The sequence below is a fragment of the Shinella zoogloeoides genome (assembly GCF_020883495.1).
Lineage (GTDB): Bacteria > Pseudomonadota > Alphaproteobacteria > Rhizobiales > Rhizobiaceae > Shinella > Shinella zoogloeoides.
The window spans coordinates 1,181,928-1,207,786 of record NZ_CP086610.1 but is presented as its reverse complement, the minus strand read 5'-3'; the positions used below and the strand labels follow the sequence as shown (position 1 = coordinate 1,207,786).

Annotated in this window: 27 protein-coding genes and 1 tRNA gene; 15 read left to right on the top strand and 13 right to left on the bottom strand. The window is 64.5% G+C overall.

The genetic code is table 11. The features are described 5' to 3' along the window. The first annotated feature begins 25 nt into the window (after positions 1-25). Entirely contained in the window at positions 26-1,276 is a 1,251-nt protein-coding gene (locus K8M09_RS06075; protein ID WP_160784788.1) for a cytochrome P450, read from the top strand. 101 nt (positions 1,277-1,377) lie between these two features. On the opposite strand, the gene K8M09_RS06070 is transcribed toward K8M09_RS06075, so the two are convergent. The 4 genes from K8M09_RS06070 to K8M09_RS06055 form a co-directional block, all read right to left on the bottom strand. Beyond that, positions 1,378-1,722, bottom strand: a complete 345-nt coding sequence (locus K8M09_RS06070; RefSeq protein WP_160784789.1) for a cupin domain-containing protein — start codon at positions 1,720-1,722, stop codon at positions 1,378-1,380. A gap of 56 nt (positions 1,723-1,778) precedes the next feature. Next, positions 1,779-3,062 carry an O-acetylhomoserine aminocarboxypropyltransferase gene (locus K8M09_RS06065; RefSeq protein WP_160784790.1) on the bottom strand — a complete coding sequence of 428 codons (1,284 nt, stop codon included), beginning with the start codon at positions 3,060-3,062 and terminating at the stop codon, positions 1,779-1,781. A 116-nt stretch (positions 3,063-3,178) separates the two neighbouring features. Continuing rightward, positions 3,179-3,607, bottom strand: a complete 429-nt coding sequence (locus K8M09_RS06060) for a CoA-binding protein (protein ID WP_160784791.1) — start codon at positions 3,605-3,607, stop codon at positions 3,179-3,181. A 63-nt stretch (positions 3,608-3,670) separates the two neighbouring features. After that, complete coding sequence (locus K8M09_RS06055) at positions 3,671-4,108, bottom strand: CoA-binding protein (RefSeq protein WP_160784792.1); 438 nt, start codon at positions 4,106-4,108, stop codon at positions 3,671-3,673. A 246-nt stretch (positions 4,109-4,354) separates the two neighbouring features. Here K8M09_RS06055 and K8M09_RS06050 point away from each other — a divergent pair, with 246 nt between their 5' ends. After that, positions 4,355-5,191, top strand: coding sequence for an EamA family transporter (locus tag K8M09_RS06050; RefSeq protein ID WP_160784793.1), 837 nt, complete (start codon positions 4,355-4,357; stop codon positions 5,189-5,191). Positions 5,192-5,195: 4 nt separating this feature from the next. Here the strand turns inward: K8M09_RS06050 and K8M09_RS06045 are convergent, their stop codons facing one another. The 3 genes from K8M09_RS06045 to K8M09_RS06035 are packed head-to-tail and all read right to left on the bottom strand — an operon-like array spanning position 5,196 to position 6,634. Next, the gene (locus K8M09_RS06045) at positions 5,196-5,483 is read right to left on the bottom strand and encodes a HigA family addiction module antitoxin (RefSeq protein WP_160784794.1); all 288 of its coding nucleotides are present in this window, start codon (positions 5,481-5,483) and stop codon (positions 5,196-5,198) included. Positions 5,484-5,494: 11 nt separating this feature from the next. Beyond that, positions 5,495-5,773 carry a type II toxin-antitoxin system RelE/ParE family toxin gene (locus K8M09_RS06040; RefSeq protein ID WP_160784795.1) on the bottom strand — a complete coding sequence of 93 codons (279 nt, stop codon included), beginning with the start codon at positions 5,771-5,773 and terminating at the stop codon, positions 5,495-5,497. A 45-nt stretch (positions 5,774-5,818) separates the two neighbouring features. After that, positions 5,819-6,634 carry an enoyl-CoA hydratase gene (locus K8M09_RS06035; RefSeq protein ID WP_160784796.1) on the bottom strand — a complete coding sequence of 272 codons (816 nt, stop codon included), beginning with the start codon at positions 6,632-6,634 and terminating at the stop codon, positions 5,819-5,821. A gap of 135 nt (positions 6,635-6,769) precedes the next feature. Here K8M09_RS06035 and K8M09_RS06030 point away from each other — a divergent pair, with 135 nt between their 5' ends. From K8M09_RS06030 to speB, 4 genes are all read left to right on the top strand, one after another. Next, positions 6,770-7,201 (top strand): PaaI family thioesterase, encoded by a 432-nt coding sequence (locus K8M09_RS06030; protein ID WP_160784797.1) that lies wholly within the window; start codon positions 6,770-6,772, stop codon positions 7,199-7,201. A gap of 229 nt (positions 7,202-7,430) precedes the next feature. Then, positions 7,431-7,895: a 50S ribosomal protein L13 gene (gene rplM / locus K8M09_RS06025; protein ID WP_119258742.1), complete on the top strand. Its 465-nt coding sequence runs from the start codon at positions 7,431-7,433 to the stop codon at positions 7,893-7,895. A 2-nt stretch (positions 7,896-7,897) separates the two neighbouring features. Continuing rightward, complete coding sequence (gene rpsI, locus K8M09_RS06020) at positions 7,898-8,374, top strand: 30S ribosomal protein S9 (protein ID WP_160784798.1); 477 nt, start codon at positions 7,898-7,900, stop codon at positions 8,372-8,374. Between the two features lie 138 nt (positions 8,375-8,512). Further along, positions 8,513-9,466: an agmatinase gene (gene speB / locus K8M09_RS06015; RefSeq protein ID WP_160784799.1), complete on the top strand. Its 954-nt coding sequence runs from the start codon at positions 8,513-8,515 to the stop codon at positions 9,464-9,466. A 15-nt stretch (positions 9,467-9,481) separates the two neighbouring features. Here the strand turns inward: speB and K8M09_RS06010 are convergent, their stop codons facing one another. Beyond that, positions 9,482-11,407: a sulfatase-like hydrolase/transferase gene (locus K8M09_RS06010; protein ID WP_160784800.1), complete on the bottom strand. Its 1,926-nt coding sequence runs from the start codon at positions 11,405-11,407 to the stop codon at positions 9,482-9,484. On the opposite strand from K8M09_RS06010, the gene argC reads away from it, so the two are divergent. After that, positions 11,375-12,307 (top strand): N-acetyl-gamma-glutamyl-phosphate reductase, encoded by a 933-nt coding sequence (gene argC, locus K8M09_RS06005; RefSeq protein ID WP_160784801.1) that lies wholly within the window; start codon positions 11,375-11,377, stop codon positions 12,305-12,307. The genes K8M09_RS06010 and argC overlap by 33 nt on opposite strands. Then, a complete protein-coding gene (locus tag K8M09_RS06000; RefSeq protein WP_160784802.1) occupies positions 12,304-13,146 on the top strand; it encodes an aminoglycoside phosphotransferase family protein in 843 nt (280 codons plus the stop codon). Before argC ends, K8M09_RS06000 begins: the two co-directional genes overlap by 4 nt. Before the next feature lie 5 nt (positions 13,147-13,151). On the opposite strand, the gene K8M09_RS05995 is transcribed toward K8M09_RS06000, so the two are convergent. Beyond that, on the bottom strand, positions 13,152-14,243 hold the full coding sequence (locus K8M09_RS05995; RefSeq protein ID WP_160784803.1) for a COX15/CtaA family protein: 1,092 nt from the start codon (positions 14,241-14,243) through the stop codon (positions 13,152-13,154). A 206-nt stretch (positions 14,244-14,449) separates the two neighbouring features. Between K8M09_RS05995 and K8M09_RS05990 the strand changes: the two genes are divergently transcribed. Continuing rightward, positions 14,450-14,668: a DUF2842 domain-containing protein gene (locus tag K8M09_RS05990; RefSeq protein ID WP_160784804.1), complete on the top strand. Its 219-nt coding sequence runs from the start codon at positions 14,450-14,452 to the stop codon at positions 14,666-14,668. Positions 14,669-14,813: 145 nt separating this feature from the next. After that, entirely contained in the window at positions 14,814-16,043 is a 1,230-nt protein-coding gene (locus K8M09_RS05985) for a GNAT family N-acetyltransferase (RefSeq protein WP_160784805.1), read from the top strand. Here K8M09_RS05985 and K8M09_RS05980 read toward each other — a convergent pair. After that, positions 16,040-18,283, bottom strand: coding sequence for a GumC family protein (locus K8M09_RS05980; RefSeq protein WP_160784806.1), 2,244 nt, complete (start codon positions 18,281-18,283; stop codon positions 16,040-16,042). The two genes, K8M09_RS05985 and K8M09_RS05980, sit on opposite strands and share 4 nt — an antisense overlap. A gap of 193 nt (positions 18,284-18,476) precedes the next feature. On the opposite strand from K8M09_RS05980, the gene K8M09_RS05975 reads away from it, so the two are divergent. The 5 genes from K8M09_RS05975 (at position 18,477) to K8M09_RS05955 (ending at position 24,243) form a co-directional block, all read left to right on the top strand. After that, positions 18,477-19,052, top strand: coding sequence for a polysaccharide biosynthesis/export family protein (locus tag K8M09_RS05975; RefSeq protein WP_160784807.1), 576 nt, complete (start codon positions 18,477-18,479; stop codon positions 19,050-19,052). Positions 19,053-19,057: 5 nt separating this feature from the next. Further along, complete coding sequence (locus K8M09_RS05970) at positions 19,058-20,221, top strand: glycosyltransferase family 4 protein (protein ID WP_160784808.1); 1,164 nt, start codon at positions 19,058-19,060, stop codon at positions 20,219-20,221. Between the two features lie 76 nt (positions 20,222-20,297). Further along, positions 20,298-21,848, top strand: coding sequence for an undecaprenyl-phosphate glucose phosphotransferase (locus K8M09_RS05965; RefSeq protein WP_160784809.1), 1,551 nt, complete (start codon positions 20,298-20,300; stop codon positions 21,846-21,848). Further along, positions 21,845-23,092 (top strand): O-antigen ligase family protein, encoded by a 1,248-nt coding sequence (locus K8M09_RS05960; RefSeq protein WP_160784810.1) that lies wholly within the window; start codon positions 21,845-21,847, stop codon positions 23,090-23,092. Before K8M09_RS05965 ends, K8M09_RS05960 begins: the two co-directional genes overlap by 4 nt. After that, entirely contained in the window at positions 23,089-24,243 is a 1,155-nt protein-coding gene (locus tag K8M09_RS05955) for a glycosyltransferase (RefSeq protein ID WP_229342173.1), read from the top strand. The genes K8M09_RS05960 and K8M09_RS05955 overlap by 4 nt, the downstream gene beginning before the upstream one ends. 58 nt (positions 24,244-24,301) lie before the next feature. Here K8M09_RS05955 and K8M09_RS05950 read toward each other — a convergent pair whose 3' ends face one another. The 3 genes from K8M09_RS05950 to K8M09_RS05940 form a co-directional block, all read right to left on the bottom strand. Then, the gene (locus tag K8M09_RS05950) at positions 24,302-24,553 is read right to left on the bottom strand and encodes a GlsB/YeaQ/YmgE family stress response membrane protein (RefSeq protein WP_160784811.1); all 252 of its coding nucleotides are present in this window, start codon (positions 24,551-24,553) and stop codon (positions 24,302-24,304) included. A gap of 116 nt (positions 24,554-24,669) precedes the next feature. Beyond that, positions 24,670-24,746: transfer RNA gene (locus K8M09_RS05945), tRNA-Pro, on the bottom strand. A 261-nt stretch (positions 24,747-25,007) separates the two neighbouring features. After that, positions 25,008-25,724: a S24 family peptidase gene (locus K8M09_RS05940; RefSeq protein ID WP_229342171.1), complete on the bottom strand. Its 717-nt coding sequence runs from the start codon at positions 25,722-25,724 to the stop codon at positions 25,008-25,010. Between the last annotated feature and the right edge of the window lie 135 nt (positions 25,725-25,859).

The window sequence follows — 25,859 nt, the reverse complement described above, 5'->3', positions numbered from 1 at the left end:
TGAAATCCGCTAGGTCATAGCCATCATGACAACGACACATCTCCCCTTCCTCTCCATCGATCCCGCCAGCCGCCGCGTCTCGCTCGACGGCCGCAATCCCGATTTCTACCGCGATCCGAACCCGGTCTACGCGGCGCTGCACGCGCACTGTCCCACCTTCTGGTGGGAAGAGCAGAAGCAGTGGTATTTCACCGGCTACGACCATGTGAACGGCCTGCTGCGCGACCGCCGTTTCGGCCGGCAGATTTTGCATGTGGCGACGCGGGAAGAACTCGGCATGCCGGAACCGCAGGACCATGTGCGGCACTTCGATGCGGCCGAGGCCTGGTCGCTGCTGGAGCTGGAGCCGCCGGAGCACACGCGGCTGCGCACCCTCGTCAACCGCGCCTTCGTCTCGCGCACGATCGAGCGGCTGACGCCGGAGATCGCGGAACTTTGCCACCGGGCCATCGACCGCTTCGAGAAGGACGGGCGCGTCGAACTGCTCGCCGCCTTCGCCGATATCCTGCCGGTGACGATGATCGCCCGCATGATCGGCATTCCCGACGAGATGGGGCCGCAGCTCCTGGAATGGTCGCATGCCTATGTGCGCATGTACATGTTCGGCCGCACCCGCGAGGACGAGCTTGCCGCCGACAGGGCCGCGCAGGAGTTTTCCGACTATGTGCGCGGCGTCATCGCCGAGCGCCGGGCCGAGCCGCGCGACGACCTGCTCTCGCACATGGTCCACACCGAGCATAAGGGGCAGCTTCTCACCGAGGACGAGCTGATCTCGACGACCATCGTGCTGCTCAATGCCGGCCATGAGGCGACGGTGCATCAGATCGGCAATGCCGTGCGCACCATCCTCGAAAACGACGCCGATCCGGCCGTGCTCTTCGCCGATGCGAAGGCGACGGAACGCACGGTGGAAGAGTGCCTGCGCATCTCCGCGCCGGTGCATATCTTCCAGCGCTACGCGCTCGAGGACGTGGAACTCGACGGCATCCAGTTCCGCCGTGGCGACAAGGTGGCGATGATCCTCGCGGCCGCCAATCTCGATCCCAAGAAGTTCAGCGAACCGCTCGCCTTCAAGCCGGATCGCGACGAGGGCGCGAACCTCTCCTTCGGCGCCGGCATCCATTTCTGCATCGGCGCGCCGCTCGCCCGGCTAGAGCTGAACATCGCCCTGCCGATCCTCTTCCAGCGCCTGCCGGGCCTCAAGATCGCCAAGGCCCCCGTGGTCAAGGATGTGTACCATTTCCACGGGCTGGAGGCGCTGGACCTGACCTGGTGACGAGAGTTTGTCAGGGAAAAGTGGAATCCGGTTTTCCCGATAAGACAAACGAAAACAAGGGAATCTAGAGTTTGCCTGGTTCAGAATGAACCTGACAAACTCTAGAGGCGAATGACGTAGTCCTTGCGAGTCGTTTCAACGACTTCCCAGGTTCCCTTGAAGCCGGGTCTCAGGATCAGGCGGTCGCCTGCCTTCAGATGGAACGTCTCCCCCTCCTCGGAGGTCACGATGGAGTGACCTTCGAGGATGTGGAAATATTCCCACTCGTCATACTGGATGCGCCACTTGCCGGGCGTCGATTGCCAGATGCCCGAATAGATGCCGCCCTCGGCCTCCTCGATATTCCAGGTGGTGAAGACCGGATCGCCGGAAATGAGGCGATCGGCGGCCGGACGGCCCTCCTCCGCCTCGATGCCGGAGGTGTCGAAAAGTTGCGCCTTGCTCATGCTTTACCCATTCGCTGAAAAGAAAAGGGCGGCCCGAAAGGACCGCCCGATTGGCATCAGGCCTTGGCGAGGGCCTGTTCGATATCGGCGATGATATCGGCGGCGTCCTCGATACCGATGGACAGGCGCACCACATCCGGACCCGCGCCGGCGGCAGTCTGCTGCTCCTCACTGAGTTGGCGGTGGGTGGTGGAGGCCGGGTGGATGACGAGCGAGCGCGTGTCGCCGATATTGGCGAGGTGCGAGAGCATTTCCAGCCCCTCGACGAAGCGCTTGCCGGATTCGTAGCCGCCCTTCAGGCCGAAGGTGAAGACGGCGCCCGCGCCCTTCGGCGAATAGCGCTGCTGCAGCGCATGGTTCGGGTCCGTCTCGAGGCCGGCATAGTTGACCCACGAGACCTTGTCATGGGCCTTCAGCCATGTGGCGACGGCGAGCGCGTTGTCGCAATGGCGCTGCATGCGCAGCGGTAGCGTCTCGATGCCGTTGAGGATCTGGAAGGCGTTGAAGGGCGAGATGGCGGGGCCGAAGTCACGCAGGCCGAGAACGCGGCAGGCGATGGCGAAGGCGAAATTGCCGAAGGTGGCGTGCAGCACCACGCCGGCATATTCCGGGCGCGGCTCGGAAAGCGCCGGATACTTGCCGGAGGCGGACCAGTCGAAGGTGCCGCCGTCGACGATGACGCCGCCCATGGAATTGCCATGGCCGCCCATGAACTTGGTCAGCGAATGCACGACGATATCCGCGCCATGCTCCAGCGGGCGCAGCAGGTAGGGCGTCGCCATGGTGTTGTCGACGATGAGCGGCAGGCCGTGGCGATGGGCGACCTCGGCAATGCCGGCGATATCGACGAAGGTGCCGCCCGGATTGGCGAGGCTCTCGATGAAGATCGCCTTGGTCTTGTCGTCGATCTGGCTTTCGAAGCTCGCAAGATCGGCGGTGTCGGCCCAGCGCACATGCCAGTCGAAGCTCTTGAAGGCATTGCCGAACTGGTTGATCGAGCCGCCATAGAGCCGGCGCGCGGCGATGAAATTGTCGCCCGGGCGCATGATCGTGTGGAAGATGAGGAGCTGGGCAGCGTGGCCGGAGGCGACGGCAAGCGCAGCCGTGCCGCCTTCGAGCGCGGCGACGCGCTCTTCGAGCACGGCCTGCGTCGGGTTCATGATGCGGGTATAGATGTTGCCGAAGGCCTGGAGACCGAAGAGCGAGGCGGCGTGGTCCGTGTCGTTGAAGACGAAGCTCGTCGTCTGGTAGATCGGCGTCGCGCGCGCGCCGGTCGTCGGGTCCGGCTGCGCACCGGCATGAACGGCGAGCGTAGAAAATCCGGGCTTGTTCTTGGTCATAAATAGCCTCCCAAAATGAAATTCGGGGCGACTATTTCAGAGAGTTAAAGGCCGGTCAAAGAAAGATTTTCCGTGAAAGCGACGGCACGGCGAAGCGCTTTGCGCATCGGAAAGTCTCAGGCGACGAGGCGCGGATATTCGATGGCCGGGCAACGATCCATCACCACCTTGATACCGGCCGCTTCCGCCGCGGCTGCCGCCTCGTCATGGCGCACCGAAAGCTGGCCCCAGATGGCCTTGGGCAGCGGGGAAAGCGCCAGCACCTCCTCCACCACGGCCGGCAGCGCATCGGCGGCGCGGAAGACATCGACCATGTCGACCGGCTCGACGATATCGGCAAGGCGGGCGACGACCGGCTGGCCGAGGATTTCCTTGCCGGCCTGGCCGGGATTGACCGGAATGACGCGGTAGCCCTTGCGCAACAGGAAGGCCATGACCCGATAGCTCGGGCGCTCCGGGTTCGGCGAAGCGCCGACGAGCGCGATCACCTTCGTCGAGCGGAGGATATCGGCGATATAGTAGTCCGGATAGGAATCGTGATTCATGGCGCTGCCCCGTTTGTTGCGCGGACAATTGGGGTAACGCTGCGTGAAGTCAATATCGGGCGCTCAGGACGCCTTGAGCATCATCACCGGATATTCCGTGACCGGGCAACGGTCCATGACGACCTGAATGCCGGCGGCTTCCGCCCGCGTGGCGGCGGCATCGTCGCGCACCGTGAACTGGCCCCAGATCACGGAAGGCAGCGGGCGAAGCGCCATAACCTCGTCCACCACGGCAGAAAACTGGTTCGCCGCACGGAAGACGTCGACCATATCGATAGGTTCGGGAATATCGGCGAGATGCGCATAGACGGTCTGGCCGAGGATCGTCTTGCCGGCATGGCCCGGATTGACCGGGATGACGCGATAGCCCTTGCCGAGCAGGAAGCCCATCACGCCATGGCTCGGCCGCCCGTCCTGCGGCGAGGCGCCGAGCACGGCGATGGTATGCACGGATTTCAGGATGTGGCGGATGTAGCCATCGGAATAGTGATCGTGGTTCATCGCAGCCTCCTCCGGCATTCGCGACCGTCTCGCACGTTTCTTCACCGCCCCAATCTAGCCCGAAATCTTAAAGAAGACGACCGCCCGCCAGCGCCCTCGCCCGCAGCTTCTGTGCCAAACCTGCACAGATTTCCGGGTTTTGGCGGCCACGCGGCGCAAAGAGCGAAATTGCCGATTGCAAATCGCCTGCTTTGGGCGGATGAAAGGGCCTTCCCGTCCGCATGCCTGCCCCTCCGAGGTCCCAGATTGCCGCTAGACGTTCTCTTTCTCGTGCTGTTCGGCGCGGCCCTGCATGCGACCTGGAATGCCCTCGTCAAATCCGGCACGGACAAATCGCTCGACGCGGCGATGGTGGCGCTTGGCGCAGGCGCGGTGGGCCTTGCCTTCCTGCCCTTCGTGCCCTTGCCGAAACCCGAGGCATGGCCCTTCATCCTCGTCTCGGCCTTCCTGCAGTTCGCCTATTTCCAGCTCGTCGCCGCCGCCTACCGGGCCGGCGACATCGGCCTCGTCTATCCCCTGATGCGCGGCGCGGCCCCGCTGCTGGTCGCCACGACGAGCGGCGTGGTGCTCGGCGAACACCTCACGCCAGCCGCCATGGCGGGCGTGCTCACCATCTCGGCCGGCGTGCTGACGCTCGCCTTCGAGGCGCGCCACGGCAGCCGCAACGCCATCCTGCTGGCGCTCGCCAACGCCATGGTGATCGCCACCTATACCTTTGTGGATGGCGCGGGCGCTCGCGCCTCCGGCAATGCGATTTCCTACACGCTCTGGATGGCGCTGCTGCCGCCGGTACTGCTTTTCGCCTGGGCCGTCGCGCGCCGTGGCCGGTTCACGGTCTGGAACCATGTGCGCCGCAACTGGGCGCGCGGCCTCTTCGGCGGCGCCGGCTCCATCGCCTCCTACGGCCTTGCGCTCTGGGCCATGACCAAGGCCCCCGTCGCCACCGTCGCAGCGCTGCGCGAAACCGCCATCATCTTCGCCCTCCTCATCTCCGTCGTCATCCTCAAGGAGAAGGCAAGCGTCTGGCGCTACGTCGCCGGCGCGGTCATCGCCTGCGGCGTGCTGCTGCTGAAGCTGGCGTGAAGCATCAGGCCGCTGTCTGGGCCGGCAAAACCTCGAGCAGAATCCGTTCACCGCTCTCACGCCGGGCGACGGCAAGGTCGTAGGCCGCCTGCAGCCCAAGCCAGAACTGTGGGTCGTTGCCGAAATAGCGACCGAGACGAAGTGCCGTATCGGCCGAAACCCCACGCTTTCCGCTCAATATCTCCGACACCCGCCCGGAATTGATGCGCAATGCGAGCGCAAGTGCATTGCCGCTCATCTGCCGCGCCTCAAGCTCTTCCTTCAGGATGGAACCGGGATGAACCTCGAACATCCGCTTTCTCCTCAGTGATAATCGACGATCTCGACATCGTAGGCGTCACCGTTCTCGAAGCGAAAACACAGACGCCACGGGCCGTTGATCGTCATGGCCCATTGTCCCTTGCGATCACCGCTCAGCTTGTGAAGTCCGATCGAGCGCAAGGGAGATATATCGTCCAGGCTCCGCGCCGCGTTGAGCACATTCAGGCGCGCCATTGCCTTGCCTGGATCGAGCCCGGAATATCGGGACTTTCCCGCTTCGATGAACTGCCGTGTTGCGGTATCCGCAATGGACTTGATCATCCGCCAAGCATACTCCGCTTTCCGGAGTACGTCTAACGTAAAACGTCAGTTCCACTCCGGCATACGCTTGTCGAGGAACGCCCTGATCCCCTCCTTCGCATCGTCGGCGAACAGGTTGTCCACCATCGTCGCCACGGCCAGATCATAGGCATCGGCCACCGGCAGGCCGGCCTGCGCGCGGAAGGCCGCCTTGCCGATGCGCAGGGCCTGCGGCGACTTGGCGGCGATGACGGCGGCGTATTTGTCGACGACCTGGCGTAGGTATTGCTGCGGCACGATGCGGTTGACGAGGCCAAAATCCTTGGCCGTGGAGGCGTCGATCGTCTCGCCGGTCAGCAGCATCTCCATCGCCTGCTTGGGATGGGCGGCGCGGGTGACGGCGACCATCGGCGTCGAGCAGAAGAGGCCGATATTGACGCCCGGCGTGCAGAAGGTGGAGGTGTCGGTGCAGATGGCAAGGTCGCAACTCGCCACAAGCTGGCAGCCGGCGGCGGTCGCAAGGCCGTCGATCTCGGCCACCACGGGCTGCGGCAGCGCGGCGATCTTCAGCATGATATCGGCCGCCATGCGCACGGTCTTCTCGAAGAAGGCGCGCCCGCCATCGGCATCCGCGCGGTGCGCGGTCATTTCCTTGAGGTCGTGGCCGGCGGAAAAGACATTGCCCGTCGAGGCGATCACGACGACGCGGATGGCCTCGTCGGCGGCCACAGCGTCGAGCGCCGCGCCGAGAGCTTCCATGACCGCGACGGAGAGAGCGTTGGCCGGCGGATTGTTGAGCGTGATCCGCAGGATGGGTTCGGCGCGCTCGATGCGGACCGGCCCTGCATGTTCCTCTTTCCTGAACGACACCACGTCAGCCATCGCCGTCTCCTTCCAGTTGTCCGTGAGCGGTCTACGCGCCGCAAGGGCAGGTTTCAAGCGCATCGCCTGAACTTATGGAGGGCTTGCCGCCGCCCGCAAATCGGTCTGTAAAGCAGGCGACAGGAGACGAAGACCATGCAACTGACGCCCATCATGGATCCGCAAGCGCTGAACCGCTTCCTCGAAGCCGATTTTCCGCAGCTTCACACGGACGGCAAGGTCTTCGAGGTGATGGAGGTCGGCCCCGGCACGGTCGTCATGCGCCTCATGCCCAACGAGCGGCACCTGCGGCCGGGCGGCACGATCTCCGGCCCCACCCTCTTCGCGCTCGCCGATGTCGGCGCATGGTGCGCGGTTCTTGCCCATATCGGCCCCGTGGCGCTTGCCGTCACCACCAATCTCAACATCAACTTCCTGCGCAAGCCCGAACCCGGCCCCCTCTCCTGCACCTGCCGCGTGCTCAAGCTCGGCAAGCGGCTGGCCGTGGTCGAAGCCTCGATTTTCGACGAGAACGACGACGATCTGGTGGCCCATGCCACCGCGACCTATTCGATTCCGCCGCGATAAATTGTGGTATATAAATACCACAATATTAAGCCACTGTTTTTATTGATATATCTTTGGCGCCACCCAAAACCAGCAGCTTGACGCCAAATCGGCTCTCGCTTATAAGCCGCCCAGATCGCGGTCCCCACGGGCCGCGTTCGATTTTTGGCATCCGCAAGGGGCCAAACCAAGCAACAAGAAACGCCCGTCGCCCCCAAGGCCTCGGGACCCTAAAGAAAGAGCTACTCCTATGGCAACCTTCGTACAGAAGCCCGCCGAGGTAGAGAAGAAGTGGATCCTCATCGACGCCGAAGGCCTCGTTGTCGGTCGCCTCGCTACCCTCATCGCTAACCGCCTGCGCGGCAAGCACAAGGCAACCTTCACGCCCCACGTCGACGACGGCGACAACGTCATCGTCATCAACGCCGACAAGGTCGTCTTCACCGGCAAGAAGTACTCCGACAAGAAGTACTACTGGCACACCGGTTACCCGGGCGGCATCAAGGAGCGCACGGCTCGCCAGATCATCGAAGGCCGCTTCCCGGAGCGCGTCCTCGAGAAGGCTGTCGAACGCATGGTTCCGCGCGGCCCGCTCGGCCGTCGCCAGATGAAGAACCTGCGCGTCTACGCCGGCTCCAACCACCCGCATGAAGCACAGCAGCCCGTCGCTCTCGACGTCGCCGCGCTGAACAGCAAGAACACAAGGAGCGCCTGATAATGGCCGACCTCTCCTCGCTCAAGGACCTCGGCGTCGCCGCTGCAGCTCCGGCCGCTTCCGCCCCGGTTCACGTCAAGAAGGTTGACGCCCAGGGCCGTTCCTACGCAACCGGCAAGCGCAAGGACGCCGTTGCCCGCGTGTGGGTCAAGCCGGGTTCCGGCAAGATCACCGTCAACGGCAAGTCGTTCGAAGCCTACTTCGCACGCCCGGTCCTGCAGATGATCCTGCAGCAGCCGATCGTCGCGGCTGCCCGTGACGGCCAGTTCGACATCGACGCGACTGTTGCCGGCGGCGGCCTTTCCGGCCAGGCCGGTGCCGTTCGTCACGGCATCTCGAAGGCACTGACCTACTTCGAACCGGGCCTGCGCACGGTTCTGAAGAAGGGCGGCTTCCTGACCCGCGACTCGCGCGTCGTCGAACGCAAGAAGTACGGCAAGGCCAAGGCCCGCCGTTCGTTCCAGTTCTCCAAGCGCTAATCGCTCGGAAGACTTGTTCTTCAGGAAAGGCCGGGGTTCGCCCCGGCCTTTTCTTTTTGCCCTATAAAAATCCGCAAAATCCCCTTGCCTTGCAGCCGCCGATTGGCGAACGTCCCGCCACACTTCGGAGGGACTTTCATGGCCAACAAGACGATCGACCACGCCATCACCGCCAAGACGCTGAAGAGCGCGGCCTCGGACCCGACCCATGCAGGCATCCTCTCCTTCATGCGCCGCCGCTACACCAAGGTCCTGAAGGATGTCGACGCGGTCGTCTGGGGCATTCCCTTCGATGCCGCGACCTCCAACCGTCCCGGCACGCGCTTCGGGCCGCAGGCCATCCGCCGCGCCTCGGCGATCATGGACAACGACCCGCAATATCCCTTCGAGCGCGATCTTTTCGAGGACATGGCCGTCATCGACTATGGCGACTGCCTGCTCGATTACGGCAACCACCAGAAGACGCCCGGCACCATCGAGCGCGAGGCAAAGAAGATCCTGAAATCCGGCGCCTACATGCTGACGCTGGGCGGCGACCATTTCATCACGCTGCCGCTGCTGCGCGCCCATGCGGAAAAATACGGCCCCCTCTCCCTCGTCCAGTTCGACGCCCATCAGGACACCTGGGCCGATGAAAAGGGCCGCATCGACCACGGCTCCTTCGTCGGCACCGCCGTGCGCGAGGGGCTGATCGACGCGGAAAGCTCGATCCAGATCGGCATCCGCACCCATGCACCGGAAGATTGCGGCATCCGCATCCTCTACGGCTACGATGTCGAGGAGATGAGCGCCGCCGAAATCGCCGACACGATCATCCACCATGTCGGCGACCGGGCGACCTACCTCACCTTCGATATCGACTGCCTCGACCCGGCCTTCGCCCCCGGCACCGGCACGCCGGTCTCCGGCGGCCCGTCGAGCGCGCGCATCCTCTCGGTCCTGCGCAAGCTCGGCGCCCTCAACATCGTCGGCTCCGACGTGGTCGAGGTGGCCCCCGCCTACGACCACGCCGACATCACAGCCATCGCCGGCTCCAACATCGCCATGTACATGCTGGGCCTGCACGCCGAGAAGCTGGCGGAGCGCCGCTGAAGCCCCTCTGCCGCGTCAGTCGAGCTTGAGCAGGCCGCCATTGGCGCGCATCGTGAGATTCGCGTCGACAAGCTCCCGTTGCGGGCAATCGTGATATTTGCCGCCACAGGCCTCGCGAAGGTCCGCAAGGCTGCGCATCAGGGGTGAACTCGGCAGACCGGCGGCCTCAACCAGGGTCGCCGCCAGGAAGCCGGTCGCCATCGGCTTGTCGAAAAGATGCTTGTCCACGGGCGTTTCGAATGCGTGGATCGACAGGAAGGTGCGATAGGCGGGCGATGTCAGGTCAGCGAGGCGAAGGTCGCCACGCTGCTCCAGCAGGGGCTTGGTCGCAATGGGCTGATGATCGCCATATTCGAGCAGCACGGTGCCGCGTGGCCCCGGCTCCGCCTGACGTTCAGCGAGGAACCGATGGATCTGGAGGCGTGCGGCGTGAACGCGGCGCAGATAGTTGTCGACCTGCGGATCATCCGAGAATGGTTTGCTGCCGGCATCCCGCGTTTCCGGTGCGGCATCGTAAGGCCCATGCGCGAACATGGTCTGGATCGCCAGGAAAAGCGGCCTTCCGTCCGTCGCCCGATGCTTGGCGATCAGTTTTTCGGCAAAGTCGTAATAGGTGCTGTCTTCCGTGAGGTTCCCTACGCCGGCAAGTCCGAGCGCAGCCGCATCGTAGACTTCCTGAACGCCGATGGAGCGGAGAAAATCTCCTTCGTTCACGAACTGCTGGAACATCGGCATGATCGTGACCGTGCGGTAACCGCAGGCCGCGAGCATTTCCGGCAGGGCGCCGCGTATGCGGTTCTCCATGAGTTCGGTCACATAGTGCGACTGCCAACTGAAATCGGTCGGCGAAAGGCCGGTCAGCACCGAAAAATTCGTCGCCCAGGTCCCGCCTCCGAAAATTTCGACCGAGAGCGGGCGCACCATGCCATCGTCCGAGGCAAAGAGCGCGCGAAAATCCTCCGGCAGACCGAGTTCCGGGAAGATCGCCGGATCGGCCTGGCTTTCGCTGAGCACCAGCATGACATCCGGCTTTTGCCCGGTGCCGCAGTCCGCGGTGCCCGACAGGCTTTCGCCAACATCCGTCTTGAGATGGTCCGCCAACTTCACTTTCCGGCCCATGGGGTCGAAGTCCGCGAAAGAGAAGTAGAACGCGGATGCGTTGTATCCGTCGATAAACGGCATGAAACCCTGGTTTTCAGGGGTCGCCTTCGGGAAGAGCAGAATTGCCAGCCCCACACAGGCCGGCACAAGGCCCACTCGCCACAGGAGGCGGGGCGCGCGCGGCCTGTCGGCCGTAAAGACAACGGCGAGAAGCACCACCGCAACACCGATCAGCGCCAGCCCGATATAGAGGATATAACCATAGTTCCGGACGAGGAAATCGAGAGCGCTCGTATCTCCGCCGGTGAAGACGAGATCGTAGTAGTGGAGCGCAAAGCCCTTGAGGTCGAACTTCACCTTGGAGGCAATCCCGATCAGCAGGGTCACCGCGCCGGCAGTATAGAGCGAGAAAATCGGCCGCCTTGAAGCAATATAAGCTATTGCTGCGAGCGTCAGCGTTACGGCCGCCGTATAAGGCAGATAGGCTCCTCGCTTGTCCAGATAGCGCAGTACGCCTGCAAATGCGATTGCCAGTACAAAAACCGCCGCGGGATGAACAAGAATACCGGCGAAGCGGCGAATGACTGTCATTGCGATACTTCCTTGTCTGTATCGACAGGATTGAATTTTTGCCGGAATACCACCAATGGCATGCGCCGTCACACAGCTTTCATGAAACTGGTAAATGCGGCGGCGGCATTGAAAGCGGCAGGAGCCGGGGCTATAGCGTGGGAAGGCGCTTTCGCCGCCGCTTCGATGCACGCGCAGGCCGCCCACACGACACCCCTCAACGGAAATGGACAGCAGATGAAACCGAAGATCTTCATCGATGGCGAACACGGCACGACGGGCCTGCAGATCCGCACGCGCATGGCCGGCCGCAACGATGTCGAGCTGCTCTCCATTCCCGAAGCCGAGCGCCGCAATGCGCAGCTACGCGAAGACCTGCTGAACAGCGCCGATGTCGCGATCCTCTGCCTGCCGGACGACGCGGCGAAAGAAGCCGTGGCCATGGTCTCCGGCAACAACCAGGTGCGCATCATCGACACCTCGACCGCGCACCGCGTCAATCCGGACTGGGCTTATGGCTTTGCCGAGATGGACCGCGAACAGCCGAAGAAGATCGCGAGCGCCCGCTACGTCGCCAATCCCGGCTGCTACCCGACCGGCGCCATCGGCCTCCTCCGGCCGCTGCGCCTTGCCGGCCTCCTGCCGGAAGACTATCCGGTCACGGTCAATGCCGTTTCGGGTTATACCGGCGGCGGCAAGCAGATGATCGCGCAGATGGAAAATGCCGATCATCCCGAGCATATCGATGCGCCGCATTTCCTCTACGGCCTGCCGCTCAAGCACAAGCACGTGCCGGAAATGCAGGTGCATGGTCTGCTGTCGCGCGCGCCCCTCTTCTCCCCCTCCGTCGGCAAGTTCCCGCAGGGCATGATCGTGCAGGTGCCGCTCTACCTCGCGGACCTCAACGACCATGCCTCGCTCGGCTCGATCCATGAGGCGCTGGTCGAGCACTATGCCGGGCAGGACATCGTCGAGGTCGTCGATCTCAAGGAAAGCGCAGGCCTTGCCCGCGTCAACGCCGTGGAGCTGGCCGATACCGACCGCATGAAGCTCTACGTCTTCGGCACCGCCGGCGCGCCGCATGTCAACCTCGTCGCCCTGCTCGACAATCTCGGCAAGGGCGCATCCGGCGCGGCGGTCCAGAACATGGACCTGATGCTGAGGGGATGAAAGCCGAAGCGCCGCCCTTTCCCGCCGAATGGCGGATCGAAAGCGCCCGGCAGATCGCCGATACGGTTGCGGGAAGCGTCCATGAAGTGACGCTGCCCGATGGCGCCGTCGCCGTCGTCAAGCACCTGAAGCCGAAGGTTCTGGAAGACAGCCTGCGCGGCGCGGATTTTTTAGCGTGGCGGGACGGCGTCGGCTGCGTAAAGCTCCTTGCCCGCTCGGGCGCGATGCTCCTGATGGAGCACGCCGGCAGGACGACGCTGCGCGACCACCTTGAGACCCGAGGCGACGACGACGCGACCCGCATAGCCGCCGAGGTGCTGCTGGCGTACCACCACCCTTCGCAGGCACCGCCGCCCGCGAGCCTGCTACCGCTGCCGCGCTATTTCGCAAGCCTGTTCACCAAGGCCGAGCTGGACCGCAGGGCAAACCTCGCAAGCCCCTATGCGGAAGCTGCGGCCATCGCCGAAGCCCTGATCGGCGACCAGCAGGATATCAGGCCGCTGCACGGCGACCTGCACCACGAAAACATCGTCCACGGCCCGCGCGGCTGGCTCGTCATCGACCCGGCGGCGCTGATCGGCGACGCGGCGCTCGATGCCGCCAACATGTTCTCCAATCCGCTCGACCGTTTCGACCTGACGCGCAACGAGGAGCGGATCGCCGGAATGGCCGGCATTTTCGCCCAGACGCTCGGCCGCGATGTCCGTACGATCCTCCGCTATGCCTTCGCCTATGGCTGCCTCTCGGCCGCATGGCACGACGAGGACGGCAGCGTGGAGGAGCGCGACAACGAACTCGGCGTCGCCGCGGCCATCCGCCGCGTCCTCAGGCAAGCCTGAGAGCGTCAATCGTCCGCGATCTCCCGGGGATACTCGCCATAGAATCCGCGCCAATGGGCGATGGCGAAGCCGAGCACGATCAGCGCGCCACCCTGATGGGCAAGCGCCCAGGCGAGCGGGACCTGCCAGACAAGCGTCAGGATACCGATCGTCGCCTGAAGACAGACGAGCGCGAAGAGCACGAGGGAGCGGCGGGCATGTGTCGTCGCGAGGGCCGCGCGCAGCGAGGCGATCATATGCGCGAGCGCGAGCGTGAAGAGCACATAGGCGCCGGCCCGGTGGACGAACTGCACGGTCTTCGGGTTCTCGAAGAGGTTGATCCACCATGGCTGCTGCAGGAAGAGACCGCCCGGCACGACCGCGCCGTCCATCAGCGGCCAGGTATTGTAGCTGAGGCCTGCATCGAGGCCGGCGACGAGCGCGCCGAGATAGATCTGGAAGATCGCCATGCAGGCGATGACGCCGGCCATGCGGCGCGCGCTGTCCGTGGGCGCGGCGTCGTCGCTGTGCGGCGATAGCGCCCGCATCAGCCAGGCCGTCAGCGCGAAGATCAGGCAGGCGATGGTGAGATGCGTGGCAAGCCTGTACTGGCTGACCGAGACCCGCTCGGCAAGCCCCGAGGAAACCATCCACCAGCCGATGAAGCCCTGGAAACCGCCCAGCGCCAGAAGGCCGACGAGCGGCCAGCGCATCCTCTTCTCGATCCGGCCGGTCAGCCAGAAGAAGGCGAGCGGCACGGCGAAGACGAAGCCGATGGAGCGGGCGATCAGGCGATGCGCCCATTCCCACCAGAAGATCGTCTTGAACTCGTCGACGGTCATGCCCTTGTTGATCTGCTCGTATTGCGGAATGCGCTTGTAGAGATCGAACTCCTCCTGCCATTCCCCGGCGGTGAGCGGCGGGATGACGCCGTGGATCGGCTTCCACTGGGTAATGGAGAGACCGGAATCGGTCAGCCGGGTCGCGCCGCCGACCAGCACCAGCACGAACAGCGTGAACAGCACGAAGCCCAGCCAGCGGCGCACCTGCCGGCGGTTACGGTCGATCCTGTCCGTGTCGTGATCCCTGCGGTATGCGGTCGCGGTCATGGCGCTCATTCTGTCGGCTCCTGTCACCGGAGCGGCGGGCACGCCGCCGTTCCGGTCAAATCCTTTCCATGGAATCCGGGCGGAAAACCGCTCGCAGAGGGCTTGCCCGGATTGCTCCAGCGTTGATTTGCCCGAGCGGCCCGTGCAAAACAAGGTCCGAACCTTTGCGGCATGCCGTCGCGGCCCGCCTTCCCGTGCTTATCGAAAGACCGACAATGCCCCCTCGCCTCAGAAAACTGATCGGTACGGTACTGATCATCATCCTCGTGCTCGTCTATGCGCTGGTCGCGACCACCGTCGCCTCCGCCACGCTCGGGGCTTCGCCCTGGTATATCCATCTCCTCTATTTCGCGGCCACGGGCCTGCTCTGGATCTTGCCGGCAATGCTCATCATCAAGTGGATGGAAAAGCCCGGCAAGCCCGGCGGCCAATAACGGCCGTTAGGAAACCACTAACCGAACCGGCGGAATTCGCCGAGCCGAAAGCCGGCCGTCGCCGGCCTTTAAACCATTCTGCAGGCCCGGCCTCTATCGTCGTGCCGCGATGATACGGCCGCTGGCCGGACAAGGGTCGGGATTGATGCAATTGCAGATCGATGCGTCCGAGCGCGCACTTGCCGATCCCGCCTCGCGGGAAACCGGCGACGATTCGCGTGCATCGCTCGTCCTGCGCCTTCACACGCATATGGAGCCGCTTGCCGAGCGCTGGCGCGCCATGGAGGCCGGAGCTTCCATCTCGCTGCACCAGAGCTATGACTGGTGTCTGGCGTGGACGCAGGCTCATGCCTGCGACCTGCTGATCATCGAGGGTGTCAGCGCGGGGCGCAGCCGGTTCATCCTGCCGCTGGAGATCGTGCGCCGTGGCCCCTTGCGCGTCGCCCGCCTGCTTGCAACGGACTTCAGCAACATCAACACCGGCCTCCATACCGATGAATTCCGCGCTGCGGGAGGCGGGGCGCTGCTCCCCACGGCGCTGGAACAGGCCCGCGGCGAACTCGCCCGGTCCTTCGACCTTCTCCTCCTGGAAAAGATGCCGCTCGACTGGCGCGGCGAGCGGAACCCCTTCGCAGACCTGCCCGCCGTACTGAACCAGAACGCCGCCTTCCAGCTAACGCTCTTCGAGGATTTCGAGAAGACGCTGGCGCAGCTCAATGCCAAGCGCCGGCGCAAGCGGGCGCGCAGTTCCGAACGGCGGCTTCTGGAAACCGGCGGCTATGAGCATGTCGTGGCGGCATCGCCGGAGGAAGCGCTCGCGCTGCTCGACACGTTCTTCAGCCAGAAGGCCGCACGGTTCAAGGCGATGGGGCTGCCGGACGTGTTCCGCGGCGAGGAGACGCGCGCCTTCTTCCGCAGGCTCGCCGTCATGGAAGCCTCGGACACCTGCTATCCGCTCCGCTTGCACGCGCTCAGGCTTTCCGGCGCGCATGCCGGCCATATCGCCGCCGTCACCGGCCTCTCGCGCAAGGGCGACCACGTGATCTGCCAGTTCGGCTCCATCGACGACAGCGTCGCGGCCGATGCCAGCCCGGGCGACTTCCTGTTTCATCTCGTGATCGAAAGGCTGTGCGCGGAAGGCGCGCACCTCTTCGATTTCGGCATCGGCGACCAGCCCTACAAGCGATCGTGGTGCAGGATCGAGACGGCGCAGCACGATCTCTTGTGGCCGGCGACGACCGCCGGCCGGATCGCGTCCGGCGCGCACCGGGCGAAAACCGCCGCCAAGCGCTTCATCAAGCGGAACCCGCGCCTCTATTGGCTGTTGCAGCGCCTGCGCTTCGGCCGCACGGATGCGGACAGCGAGGGGGCTTAAGCCGCCCGGCGTCCGGGATGGCGGGGCGGCTCGTTCCCCTCGCCCGTCATCAGCACGATCTCGTTGTAACCCGCCTCGCCGAAAGCGCCGATCAGGTCGACGATGTCGTCCTCGTCGGCACCGGGAATGGACAGGACGATATCCGTCTCCTGCCCGCGCGTCAGGCGGCGCACGCCTTCCACTTCCGCCGGGCCGCATTCGACGATCACCGTATCGTAGGCATCGGAAAGCGAATCGATAACGATCGCCAGACGGTCGACGCCGCGCATGGCGCGCTTGATATTGGCCGTGCCGCGCGGAATGACATGCGCGCCGGACAGGCGGTCGCCATGGATGATGTCGCCGAAGGCGGCATCGCCGACGAGAAGGTCCGTGATGCCGGGAAGCTCCACCGACTGCGCCATCAGGCGCGTCGGGCACGCGGATCCCGTCAGGTCGATGACGAGCGTCCTGCGGCCTTCTTCCGAAACGCGGCGGGCCAGCATCACCGTCGCGGTCGAGCCACGGTCGCCGGAGGGCGAAACGGAGACGACGACCGGGATATCGTTCTCGATCAGGTGCCGTGCGACGGCCGCGACGGAATAGTCGCCCTCGTCCTCCTCGGCTCCATCCTCCTCGACCGGCGAGACAATGTCCTCGTCCTCATCCTCGCCAGCGTCTTCCGGCTCGATATCCGACAGGAGCGAGCGGGCAGGCGCTTCGATATCCGGCGTGGCGGCATGGCTGACGGGGATTTCGGCCTTCTTCCGCACGACCACGACCGGCTCCGGCGCGGCGGCGACAGGCTCCATCTCCTCCTCCTCTTCTTCCTCGCGGTAGGAAGACGCGCCGCCCACCGGCTTCAGGGCGCGGCCGCTGAAAAGCTCGGCCAGCAGGATCGCGATTGCGCTCAGCGCAAAACCGGCGACACCCCCGACGATGGTAATCGGCATCACCTTCGGGAAAGCGGCCTCCGTCGGCTGGACGGCGGCGGAGATCACGCGGGCGTCGGCCGGGCTGGAGCTGCTGTCGGTGCGCGAGGTGGCTTCGCGGTAACGCGCAAGATAGGTTTCGAGAAGCTGGCGCTGGGCGGCCGCTTCGCGCTCCAGCGCGTTGAGGCCGACCTCATCCTCGCCCGCCCGGGCCGCATTCGCCTTCAGCGTGTTGAGCTGCTGGGTAAGCTGCGTTTCGCGCAAGGCCGCCGTCTTCGCCTCGTTTTCGAGGCTGGACAGGATCTTCTGCGTTTCCGCCTTGATCTGCCCCCTTATGCCGGCAAGCTGCGAGCGCAGCCCCTTCAGCCGCGGATGGCCGTCGAGCATGGAGGTGGAAAGGTCCGAAATCTGGCCCTGGATCTGCGCCTCGTTTTCCTTGAGGCGCTGGATCATCTGCGAGCCGACGACATCGGTCAGCGTGTCCGGCGCGCCGCCATTCTTCAGCACCGCGCGCACGCTTTCCGCGCGCGCCTCGGCGCTGGCGCGCTCGCCGCGCACACGAGCGACTTCCGTGGAAATATCGTTAAGCTGACGCACCGCGAGCGTCGCATTCTCCCCCGTCGGCAGGAGATCGGATTGCGAGCGGTACTCGGCGACCTTCTGCTCGGCCTCGCGCACCTTCTCGCGCAGGTTGGCGATCTCCGGCTCGAGCCAGCGCGTTGCCTCCGAATTGGTATCGAGCCGCGCCCCGCTCTGAAGCGAGAGATAGACCTTGGCCATCTCGTTCGGGATCGCGGCGGCAAGGGCCGGGTCCTTCGAGGCGAACTCGATGCCGATGACGCGCGAGCGCTCCGCCTGGTAGACGGTGAGCCTCTCGGCGAACTCCTTCAGCACGCGCTCCTCGGGCGGCAGGTCGAGCGGGTTCTTCTTGATACCGAGCAGAACGAGCACATCGGAAATCGCCGAGGGCCTTGCCGTCGTGTCGAACTCGTCAAGCTCGTAGAGCTTCATGTTGCGGGCGACCTGCTTGATGAGGTCGACCGATTGCAGGAGCTGGACCTGGCTGGCGATGCCCAGCTCGTCGAAGGCGGTTTGCGCGTCGCTGCTCGCCGCCCGCTCCTGCCCCGTCGTGAAGACCGGATCGCGCGTCTCTATGAGCAGGCGCGCCTCGCCCTTGTACTGGGGCGTAATGAGATTGGCCCCGATGAAGGCGACGCCGGCGCAGGCGGCGGTTGCCAGCAACACGCGCATGCGATTGCGCCAGATCGCGCCGAACAGGCCGCCAAGGTCGATATCGACATCCTGCTGGCTCTTGTTGAGGCCCGACATATATCCCACTCCAAACACGATGATGTCCGCGCACGGTAAACAAACATGGTAACTCAAGTGTTAACCGCGCCGAGGTGCCCTGCGCATGGATGCCGTGAATATTCGCTGCGCGCCGCGCCGGTTTTTACCAGCTATTAACCCTAACGGATCGATAACAGCGGCCAGACTTCTGATTTGGGGATGGAACACGCGAATGAGCTTCGCAACCTTCAACAAGGGCCTGCTGCTGGCGCTCGCGCTGGTGGCGCCGGCCGTTTCCGGCTGCAGCGGCTACCGCCCCGCCCCCAAGGCCTTCCACGAGGCGACGATCCAGCCCTATCGCCTCGACAGCGGCGATCGCCTGCGCATCACGGTCTTCGAGCAGCCGGGCCTCAGCAATACCTACACGGTCGACCAGGCCGGCTATGTCGCCTTCCCGCTCATCGGCTCGGTGCCGGCGCGCGGCCGCACGCTGCAGGAACTCGAAGGCGCCATCGCGGCCAAGCTGCGTCAGGGCTATCTGCGCGATCCCGACATCTCCATCGAGGTCGACCGCTACCGCTCCATCTACGTCATGGGCGAGGTCGGCCAGGCCGGGCAGTACAGCTATGTCGCCGGCATGACGATCCAGAACGCCATCGCCGTCGCCGGCGGCTTCTCGCCGCGCGCCAACCAGCGCGACGTCGACGTGACGCGCAAGATCAACGGCAAGATCGTCACCGGACGCGTGTCCATCTCCGACCCGATCCTGGCCGGCGACACGATCTATGTCCGCGAACGGCTGTTCTGAGCACCATGGCGGACGATGGGCCTCTGCGCATCATTCATTGTTTCCGGTCTCCCATCGGCGGTATCTTCCGCCATGTGCGCGACCTTGCCGAATTCCATGTGAAGGCGGGTCATGATGTCGGCATCATCTGCGACAGCCTTACGGGCGGCTCGTTCGAGGATTCGCTGTTCGATGAAATCCGCCCCTATCTTCCGCTCGGTCTCGTGCGCCTGCCCATCAGCCGGTCCATCAGCCCGCGGGATTTCGGCGCCTTCCGGGAAAGTTATCGTGAAATAAAAGGTTTGCGGCCGGATGTTCTGCACGGGCACGGCGCCAAGGGTGGCGCCATTGCCCGGCTCATCGGCTCAGCCCTGCGGGTCAACAGGTATCGCGTAGCCCGCCTCTATTCGCCGCATGGCGGCAGCCTGCACTATACGAACCGCACGGCCGCGGGACTGGCGATCCTCACGGCCGAACGGCTTCTCCAGCCGCTCGGCGATGCGCTCACCTTCGTCTGTGACTACGAGCAGGAGGCCTACACCGCCCGTGTCGGCAAGCCGCGCGTGCGTGCCGAACGCATCTATAACGGCATCCACGACCGCGACTTCGATACGGTCTATCCCAGCGAGGATGCCGTCGATTTCCTCTATATCGGCATGCTGCGCGACCTGAAGGGGCCGGATATCTTCATCGACGCCTTCGCCGAGGCCGAGCGCCTCGTCGGCCGCCCGCTCTCGGCCCTGATGGTCGGCGACGGGCCGGACAAGGAGAAGTACGAGCAGATGATGCTGCAACTCGGCCTCGGCCGGCGCATCGCCCTCATGCCCTCCATGCGCGCGCGCGAAGCCTTCGCCTTCGCCCACAACGTCGTCGTGCCCTCCCGCGCCGAGGCCATGCCCTATATCGTGCTGGAGGCGCTTGCCGCCCGCAAGCCCGTCATCGCCAGCCGCGTCGGCGGCATTCCCGAAGTGCTCGGCCGCGACAGCATCGCGCTGACGGAGCCGGGAAACGCCCATTCGCTCGCCGCCGTCATGGCGCAGGCCGTCAGCGATCCGGCCTGGCTGCGCAAGGTCATGCCGGAACCGGCCGCCTTCAAGAACACCTTCTCCGCCTCGACCATGTCACGCTCCCTCCTCACGCTCTACCACGAGGTTCTGGCCGGGCAGAGCGGCGGAAAGCGGCTCGCCTGAACGCCCCGCCTGCGCCCTGTAAACGTTTCTTAGGGCCTTCATGCTATCCCCGGGGAAAGCTCCCTAGGTGCATGCCATGAACCATGTCGACAAATCCGACTCCTTCGATCCGGAAGCCTTCAGGCGCAAGATTTCCGAAAGCCGGACGAGCGCGCCCGACGATGCCGGCGACAAGGAAGTCGAACTCAATCCGCTTGCCCGCAAGATTGCCCAGCAATTCCGCGAGGATACCTATTCGCCGGCCATGATCACCGGCCTCCTGCGCCTCGGCGAATTCGTGGCGCTGGCCGCGCTCGGCTATATCATCCACGCGCTCTATCTCGATGTCGGCATGAGGGCCTTCTACGTGGCGGTGCTCGTCGGCGGCGCGGGGCTTGGCATCGTGCTGCTCCAGCTTGCCGACGCCTATCAGGTTCCCGCGCTCCGCTCGCCGCTGCGCATGACGCCGCGGATTCTGGCGGCCTGGGCCGCCGCCTTCGCGGTCATGGCGCTCGCGCTCTTCTTCTTCAAGTCCGGCGGCCACTATTCCCGCGTCTGGTTCGCTTCCTGGTTTGCGGCGGGCGCCGTCTTTCTCGTCATCGAGCGGCAGGTGATCGCCTATGCGATCCGCCGCTGGGCGCGCAACGGCACGATGGAGCGGCGCGCCGTCATCGTCGGCGGCGGCGAGCCGGCCAAGGAACTGATCCGCACGCTGGAGCACCAGCCGGAAAACGATATCCGCATCTGCGGCATCTTCGACGACCGCGACGAGCGCCGCTCGCCCTCGATCATCGCCGGCTACCCCAAGCTCGGCAATGTCGCCGAACTCGTCGAATTCGCGCGCCTCGCCCGCATCGACATGCTGATCATCTCGTTGCCGCTCTCGGCCGAGACGCGCATCCTGGCGCTGCTCAAGAAGCTGTGGGTGCTGCCGGTCGACATTCGCCTCGCCGCCCACGCCAAGGGCCTGCGCTTCCGTCCGCGCAGCTATTCGCAGGTCGGCAGCCTGCCGATGCTCGATATCTTCGACAAGCCCATCGCCGACTGGGACAATGTCGCCAAGCGCATCTTCGACATCTTCTTCAGCATCGTCGCGCTCGCGCTGCTCTGGCCGGTGTTCATCGGCGCGGCGATCGCGGTCAAGCTCTCCTCACCGGGGCCGATCATCTTCAAGCAGAAGCGCCACGGCTTCAACAACGAGATCATCGAGGTCTACAAGTTCCGCTCGATGTACACCCATCTCTCCGACCCGACGGCCCGCGCCGCGGTGACGAAGGGCGACCCGCGCGTGACCCGCGTCGGCCGCTTCCTGCGAAAATCCTCCATCGACGAGCTGCCACAGATTCTCAACGTGCTGAAGGGCCAGCTCTCTCTCGTCGGTCCGCGCCCGCATGCCGTCGAGGCCCAGTCGCACGACCGCAAATATGTCGATGTGGTCGACGGCTATTTCGCCCGTCACCGCGTCAAGCCCGGCGTTACCGGCTGGGCGCAGATCAACGGCTGGCGCGGCGAGATCGACCATGACGACAAGATCCGCTTCCGCACGGAGTTCGACCTCTACTACATCGAGAACTGGTCGCTCTGGCTGGACCTGAAGATCCTGTTCCTCACGCCGATCCGCCTGCTCAACACGGAAAACGCCTATTGAGCGACGCGGCCCTCCCCTACGCCCCGCCCTTCCGGCCGCAGCTTGCGGCCCTCGGCATTATCGGCTCCATACTGGTGACGATCGGCGTGTTCCTGTCGGGCTTCGTCATCAGCGAGCCAGCGCCCTATGAGCTTTTCATGGCGGGCCTCATCGGCCTGTGGGCCATTGTGGGCCTGCGCATCTCGCGCGGCGTCGCGCCGCTGCTCATCCTCTACGTGCTGTTCAATGTCGGCGGCATGCTCTCGCTGACGGTGATGGACGATCTGGCCGGCGGGCCGATGTATATCGCCGTCTCGCTGTTCCTGGCGCTGTCCAGCGTGTTCTTCGCCGCCATCATCGAGGCGAAGCCCGCCCGGCTGGAACTCATCTTCCGGGCCTGGGTGGCGGGCGCGCTCATCACCTCGCTGCTCGGCATCCTCGGTTATTTCCACGCCTTTCCGGGCGCAGAAGCCTTCACGCTCTACGACCGCGCCAAGGGCGCCTTCCAGGACCCGAACGTCTTCGGCCCCTTCCTCATCGCCCCCTCGCTCTATCTTGTTCACGGCCTGCTTTCCGGCCGTATCCTCGCCGCACCGCTCAAGCTCATCGGCCTCCTCATCCTCGCGCTCGGCGTCTTCCTGTCCTTCTCGCGCGCGGCCTGGGCGCTCTATCTCTTCTGCGTCGTCGCGCTCGTCTTCGTCATGCTGCTCAAGGAGCGCACGGGCGCATTCCGGCTGAGAATTCTCGTCCTCAGCCTTTCGGCGGTCGGCCTGATGATCCTTGCGCTGATCGTGGCGTTGCAGTTCGAAAAGGTCTCCAACCTCTTCACCAGCCGCACCCAGCTCGTGCAGGACTATGACAGCGGCCATCTCGGCCGCTTCGAGCGCCACCGCATCGGCTTCCTGATGGCCATGGAGCGGCCGCTCGGCATCGGCCCAATGGTCTTCAGCAAGATGTTCCCGGAGGACGAGCACAACATCTACCTGAAATCGCTGACCACCTATGGCTGGCTCGGCTTCCTCACCTATCTGGTGCTCATCACCTGGACGCTCTCGGCCGCCTTCAAGGCGCTGCTGCGCGACCGGCCCTGGCAACCGTTCCTGATGATCGCCTTCATCACCATCGTCGGCCACAGCGCCATCGGCTTCGTCATCGACACCGACCACTGGCGTCATTTCTACCTGCTGATGGGCGTCATCTGGGGATGCCTCGCGCTGGAGCGGCGTCATAACCGGCAAGCCGCGTCGGCTCGCGGTATCCCATGACAGCCGTCGAGAATACCGGCTCCCGGCCCATGCGCCTCCTGGAGGTGCTGGAGCCGAGCGGCGGCGGCTCCGGCCGCCACTTCCTCGACCTCTGCCGGGGCCTGCAGGCGCGCGGCCATCTGGTGCATGCCGTCTATTCGCCCGTGAGGGCCGACCGGCGCTTCGTCGAGGAACTGGCCGCGCTGAACCTTGCCGGCATTCATGCCGTCGCCATGATGCGCATGCCGGGCCTTTCTGACTTTTCCGCCTGGTGGGCGCTGCGTGCGGTCATGCGCCGCGCCGGCCCGTTCGATATCATCCACGGGCACAGCTCCAAGGCCGGCGCGCTGTCCCGCATCCGCCTTCCCGGCCCGCATGTGCCGCGGGTCTATACGCCGCACGCCTTCCGCACTATGGATCCTGGCCTCGGCGCCATGGGCCGCACGCTCTTCGGCGCAATCGAAAAGGTGCTCGCCCGCGGCTTCACCGACCGGCTGATCTGCGTTTCGGCCGACGAATACGCCCATGCCTGCGCCCTCGGCATGCCGCGCGAAAAACTGTCCCTCATCGTCAATGGAGTGGCGACGCCGCCCGCCGGATCGCGCGGCGCCGTGCGGGCCGCCCTCGGCATTCCCGAAGATGCCCTTCTCTTCGGCTTCGTCGGCCGCCTCACGCACCAGAAGGCGCCCGAACGCCTCGTCGCCGCCTTCGAGCGCCTTGCCGAACGCGAGCCGCATGCAAGGCTGCTGATGATCGGCGACGGCGAGATGCAGGAGGCGCTACGCGGGCAGATCGATGCGGGCCGACATGCATCCCGCATCCACCTTACCAACGACTTCACCGGCCCGCAGGCGATGGCGGCGATGGATGCGCTCGTCGTTCCAAGCCGCTACGAGGCGATGTCCTACGCCATGCTGGAGGCCGCCGCCGCCGGCAAGCCGCTGATCCTGTCGGATGTCGGCGGAGCCTCGACGGTCCTGACGGACGGCGAGAACGGCCTTCTGGTCGCCAATGGCGACGATCCGGCCCCGCTTGCCGAAGCCATGCTGGCCCTCTCCCTCCCCGGCCGCCTCGCGGCCTGCACCGAGGCCGCCCGCGCCCGCAGCCGGGACTACGGCCTGACGCGGATGATCGGCGAGACGGAAGCGCTCTACCGCAGCCTGCTCGCCTGACGCCAAAGGCCGCCCCTCCTCGCGGAAAGGCGGCCTTTGCGAAACCTACGGGTATTTTCTAGCGCCGTATCGCCCGCGCCAGCGCAATGAGGATGCAGGCACCGAGGAAGCCGGCGACGAGATAGCCGAGCCAGCCGCCCAGCGACACGCCGATCAGGCCCAGCAGAAGATTTGCCACCATCGCGCCGACAATGCCGAGCACGATGTTCATCAGCACGCCCATGTCGCTCTTCATGAACCTTTCGGCGAGCCAGCCGGCGAAGCCTCCGATGATGATGGCGGCGATCCAGCCGATACCTGCGTCTTCCATGGGCGTCTCCTCAAGCTCCAGATGACCGGCACACGGGCCGGCGTCGAGGAAACGCAAAACATGCCGAAAAGTTCCACGAATGGAACTTCGGCATCAATCAACGATCAAAGGAAAAATGGTCGGAATGGCGGGATTCGAACCCACGACCCCTTGACCCCCAGTCAAGTGCGCTACCGGGCTGCGCTACATTCCGGACCGCGCAAACCCCTATAGTCTCGGGCACTTGGATGCAAGCGGAAATTTCCCTGCTGCACGAAATCGCGTCGTCATGGGCAAACGCGGAACGGTATAATTGTAACCCGCAAGAACACATGGCACAGCCGGGAATATCCGGGATTTAGTGGGAACTGGCGGGAGAAGGCCGGAAAGTCAGGGCTTCGACGGGGCAAATCGAAGGCGGAAGCGAAAACCGCCGCGCAAGATCAAATGGCACATCGTCGCGCCGCCCCAGATATCAGATTGTCCGCCCGAACCACATGACGCGGCCTGCGATGTTCAATTGATCGACTTCGGCCGAGGTGACCTCCTCCGGCGGATAGCGAGGATTGTCGCTGATCAACTGCAGGGAGCCGTTCAGGCGACCGTGGACCCGCTTTACCAGCACCATGTCGCCATAGACAACGATATAGATGGCGTTGTCCTTGATCCTGTTGATCGAGGTGTCGATCAGGAGAACGTCGCCGTCGCGGATCGTCTCCTCCATGCTATCGCCCCGGGCGGTCAGGATGCGGGCGGTTGCCGGGTTTATCCCACGGCTACGTAACCATACCGCCTGAAAAGCCAGGTACTCCAGAGGGTCTTCGCTGATAGCCAAGCGCCCGCCGCCCGCCGACGCCTGTACGTCGAGGCGTGGGATCATCGCGAACTCTGGTGAAACAGCGAACGGCGTCTGGAAATAGGCCACTTCGCCTTCAGTCGGCCTTGCGACGACGAGCTGCGCACCACTCGTGCCCGGCAGATGGCTTTCATCACCAGAAATCAGCCATTCAAAGTCCGCCTTGGTTTTCCGGGCTATCCGCAAAGCCCGATCGGCCGTGGGTATCTTCCCATCAAGGTAGCCCCGCATGGAAGCCTCGGGAACTTCGCAGAATTTCGCGAATGCGTTGACTGATTCGCTGCCCTTTAGTTCGCGAAGTCTCGCGCCAAAGCCATCATCGTATCCTTCCTTCACGCAATCCTCCGCTAACTCTGACGCTTCGTCAGAGTTGGAAAAAGCTACGAGCTTTCGACATATCCATTTGAAATCAAAAGGTGATTTCTAGAATTCGCGGTTTTTCGCGAAGCTGGAAAGTCTGACGCGGAAATT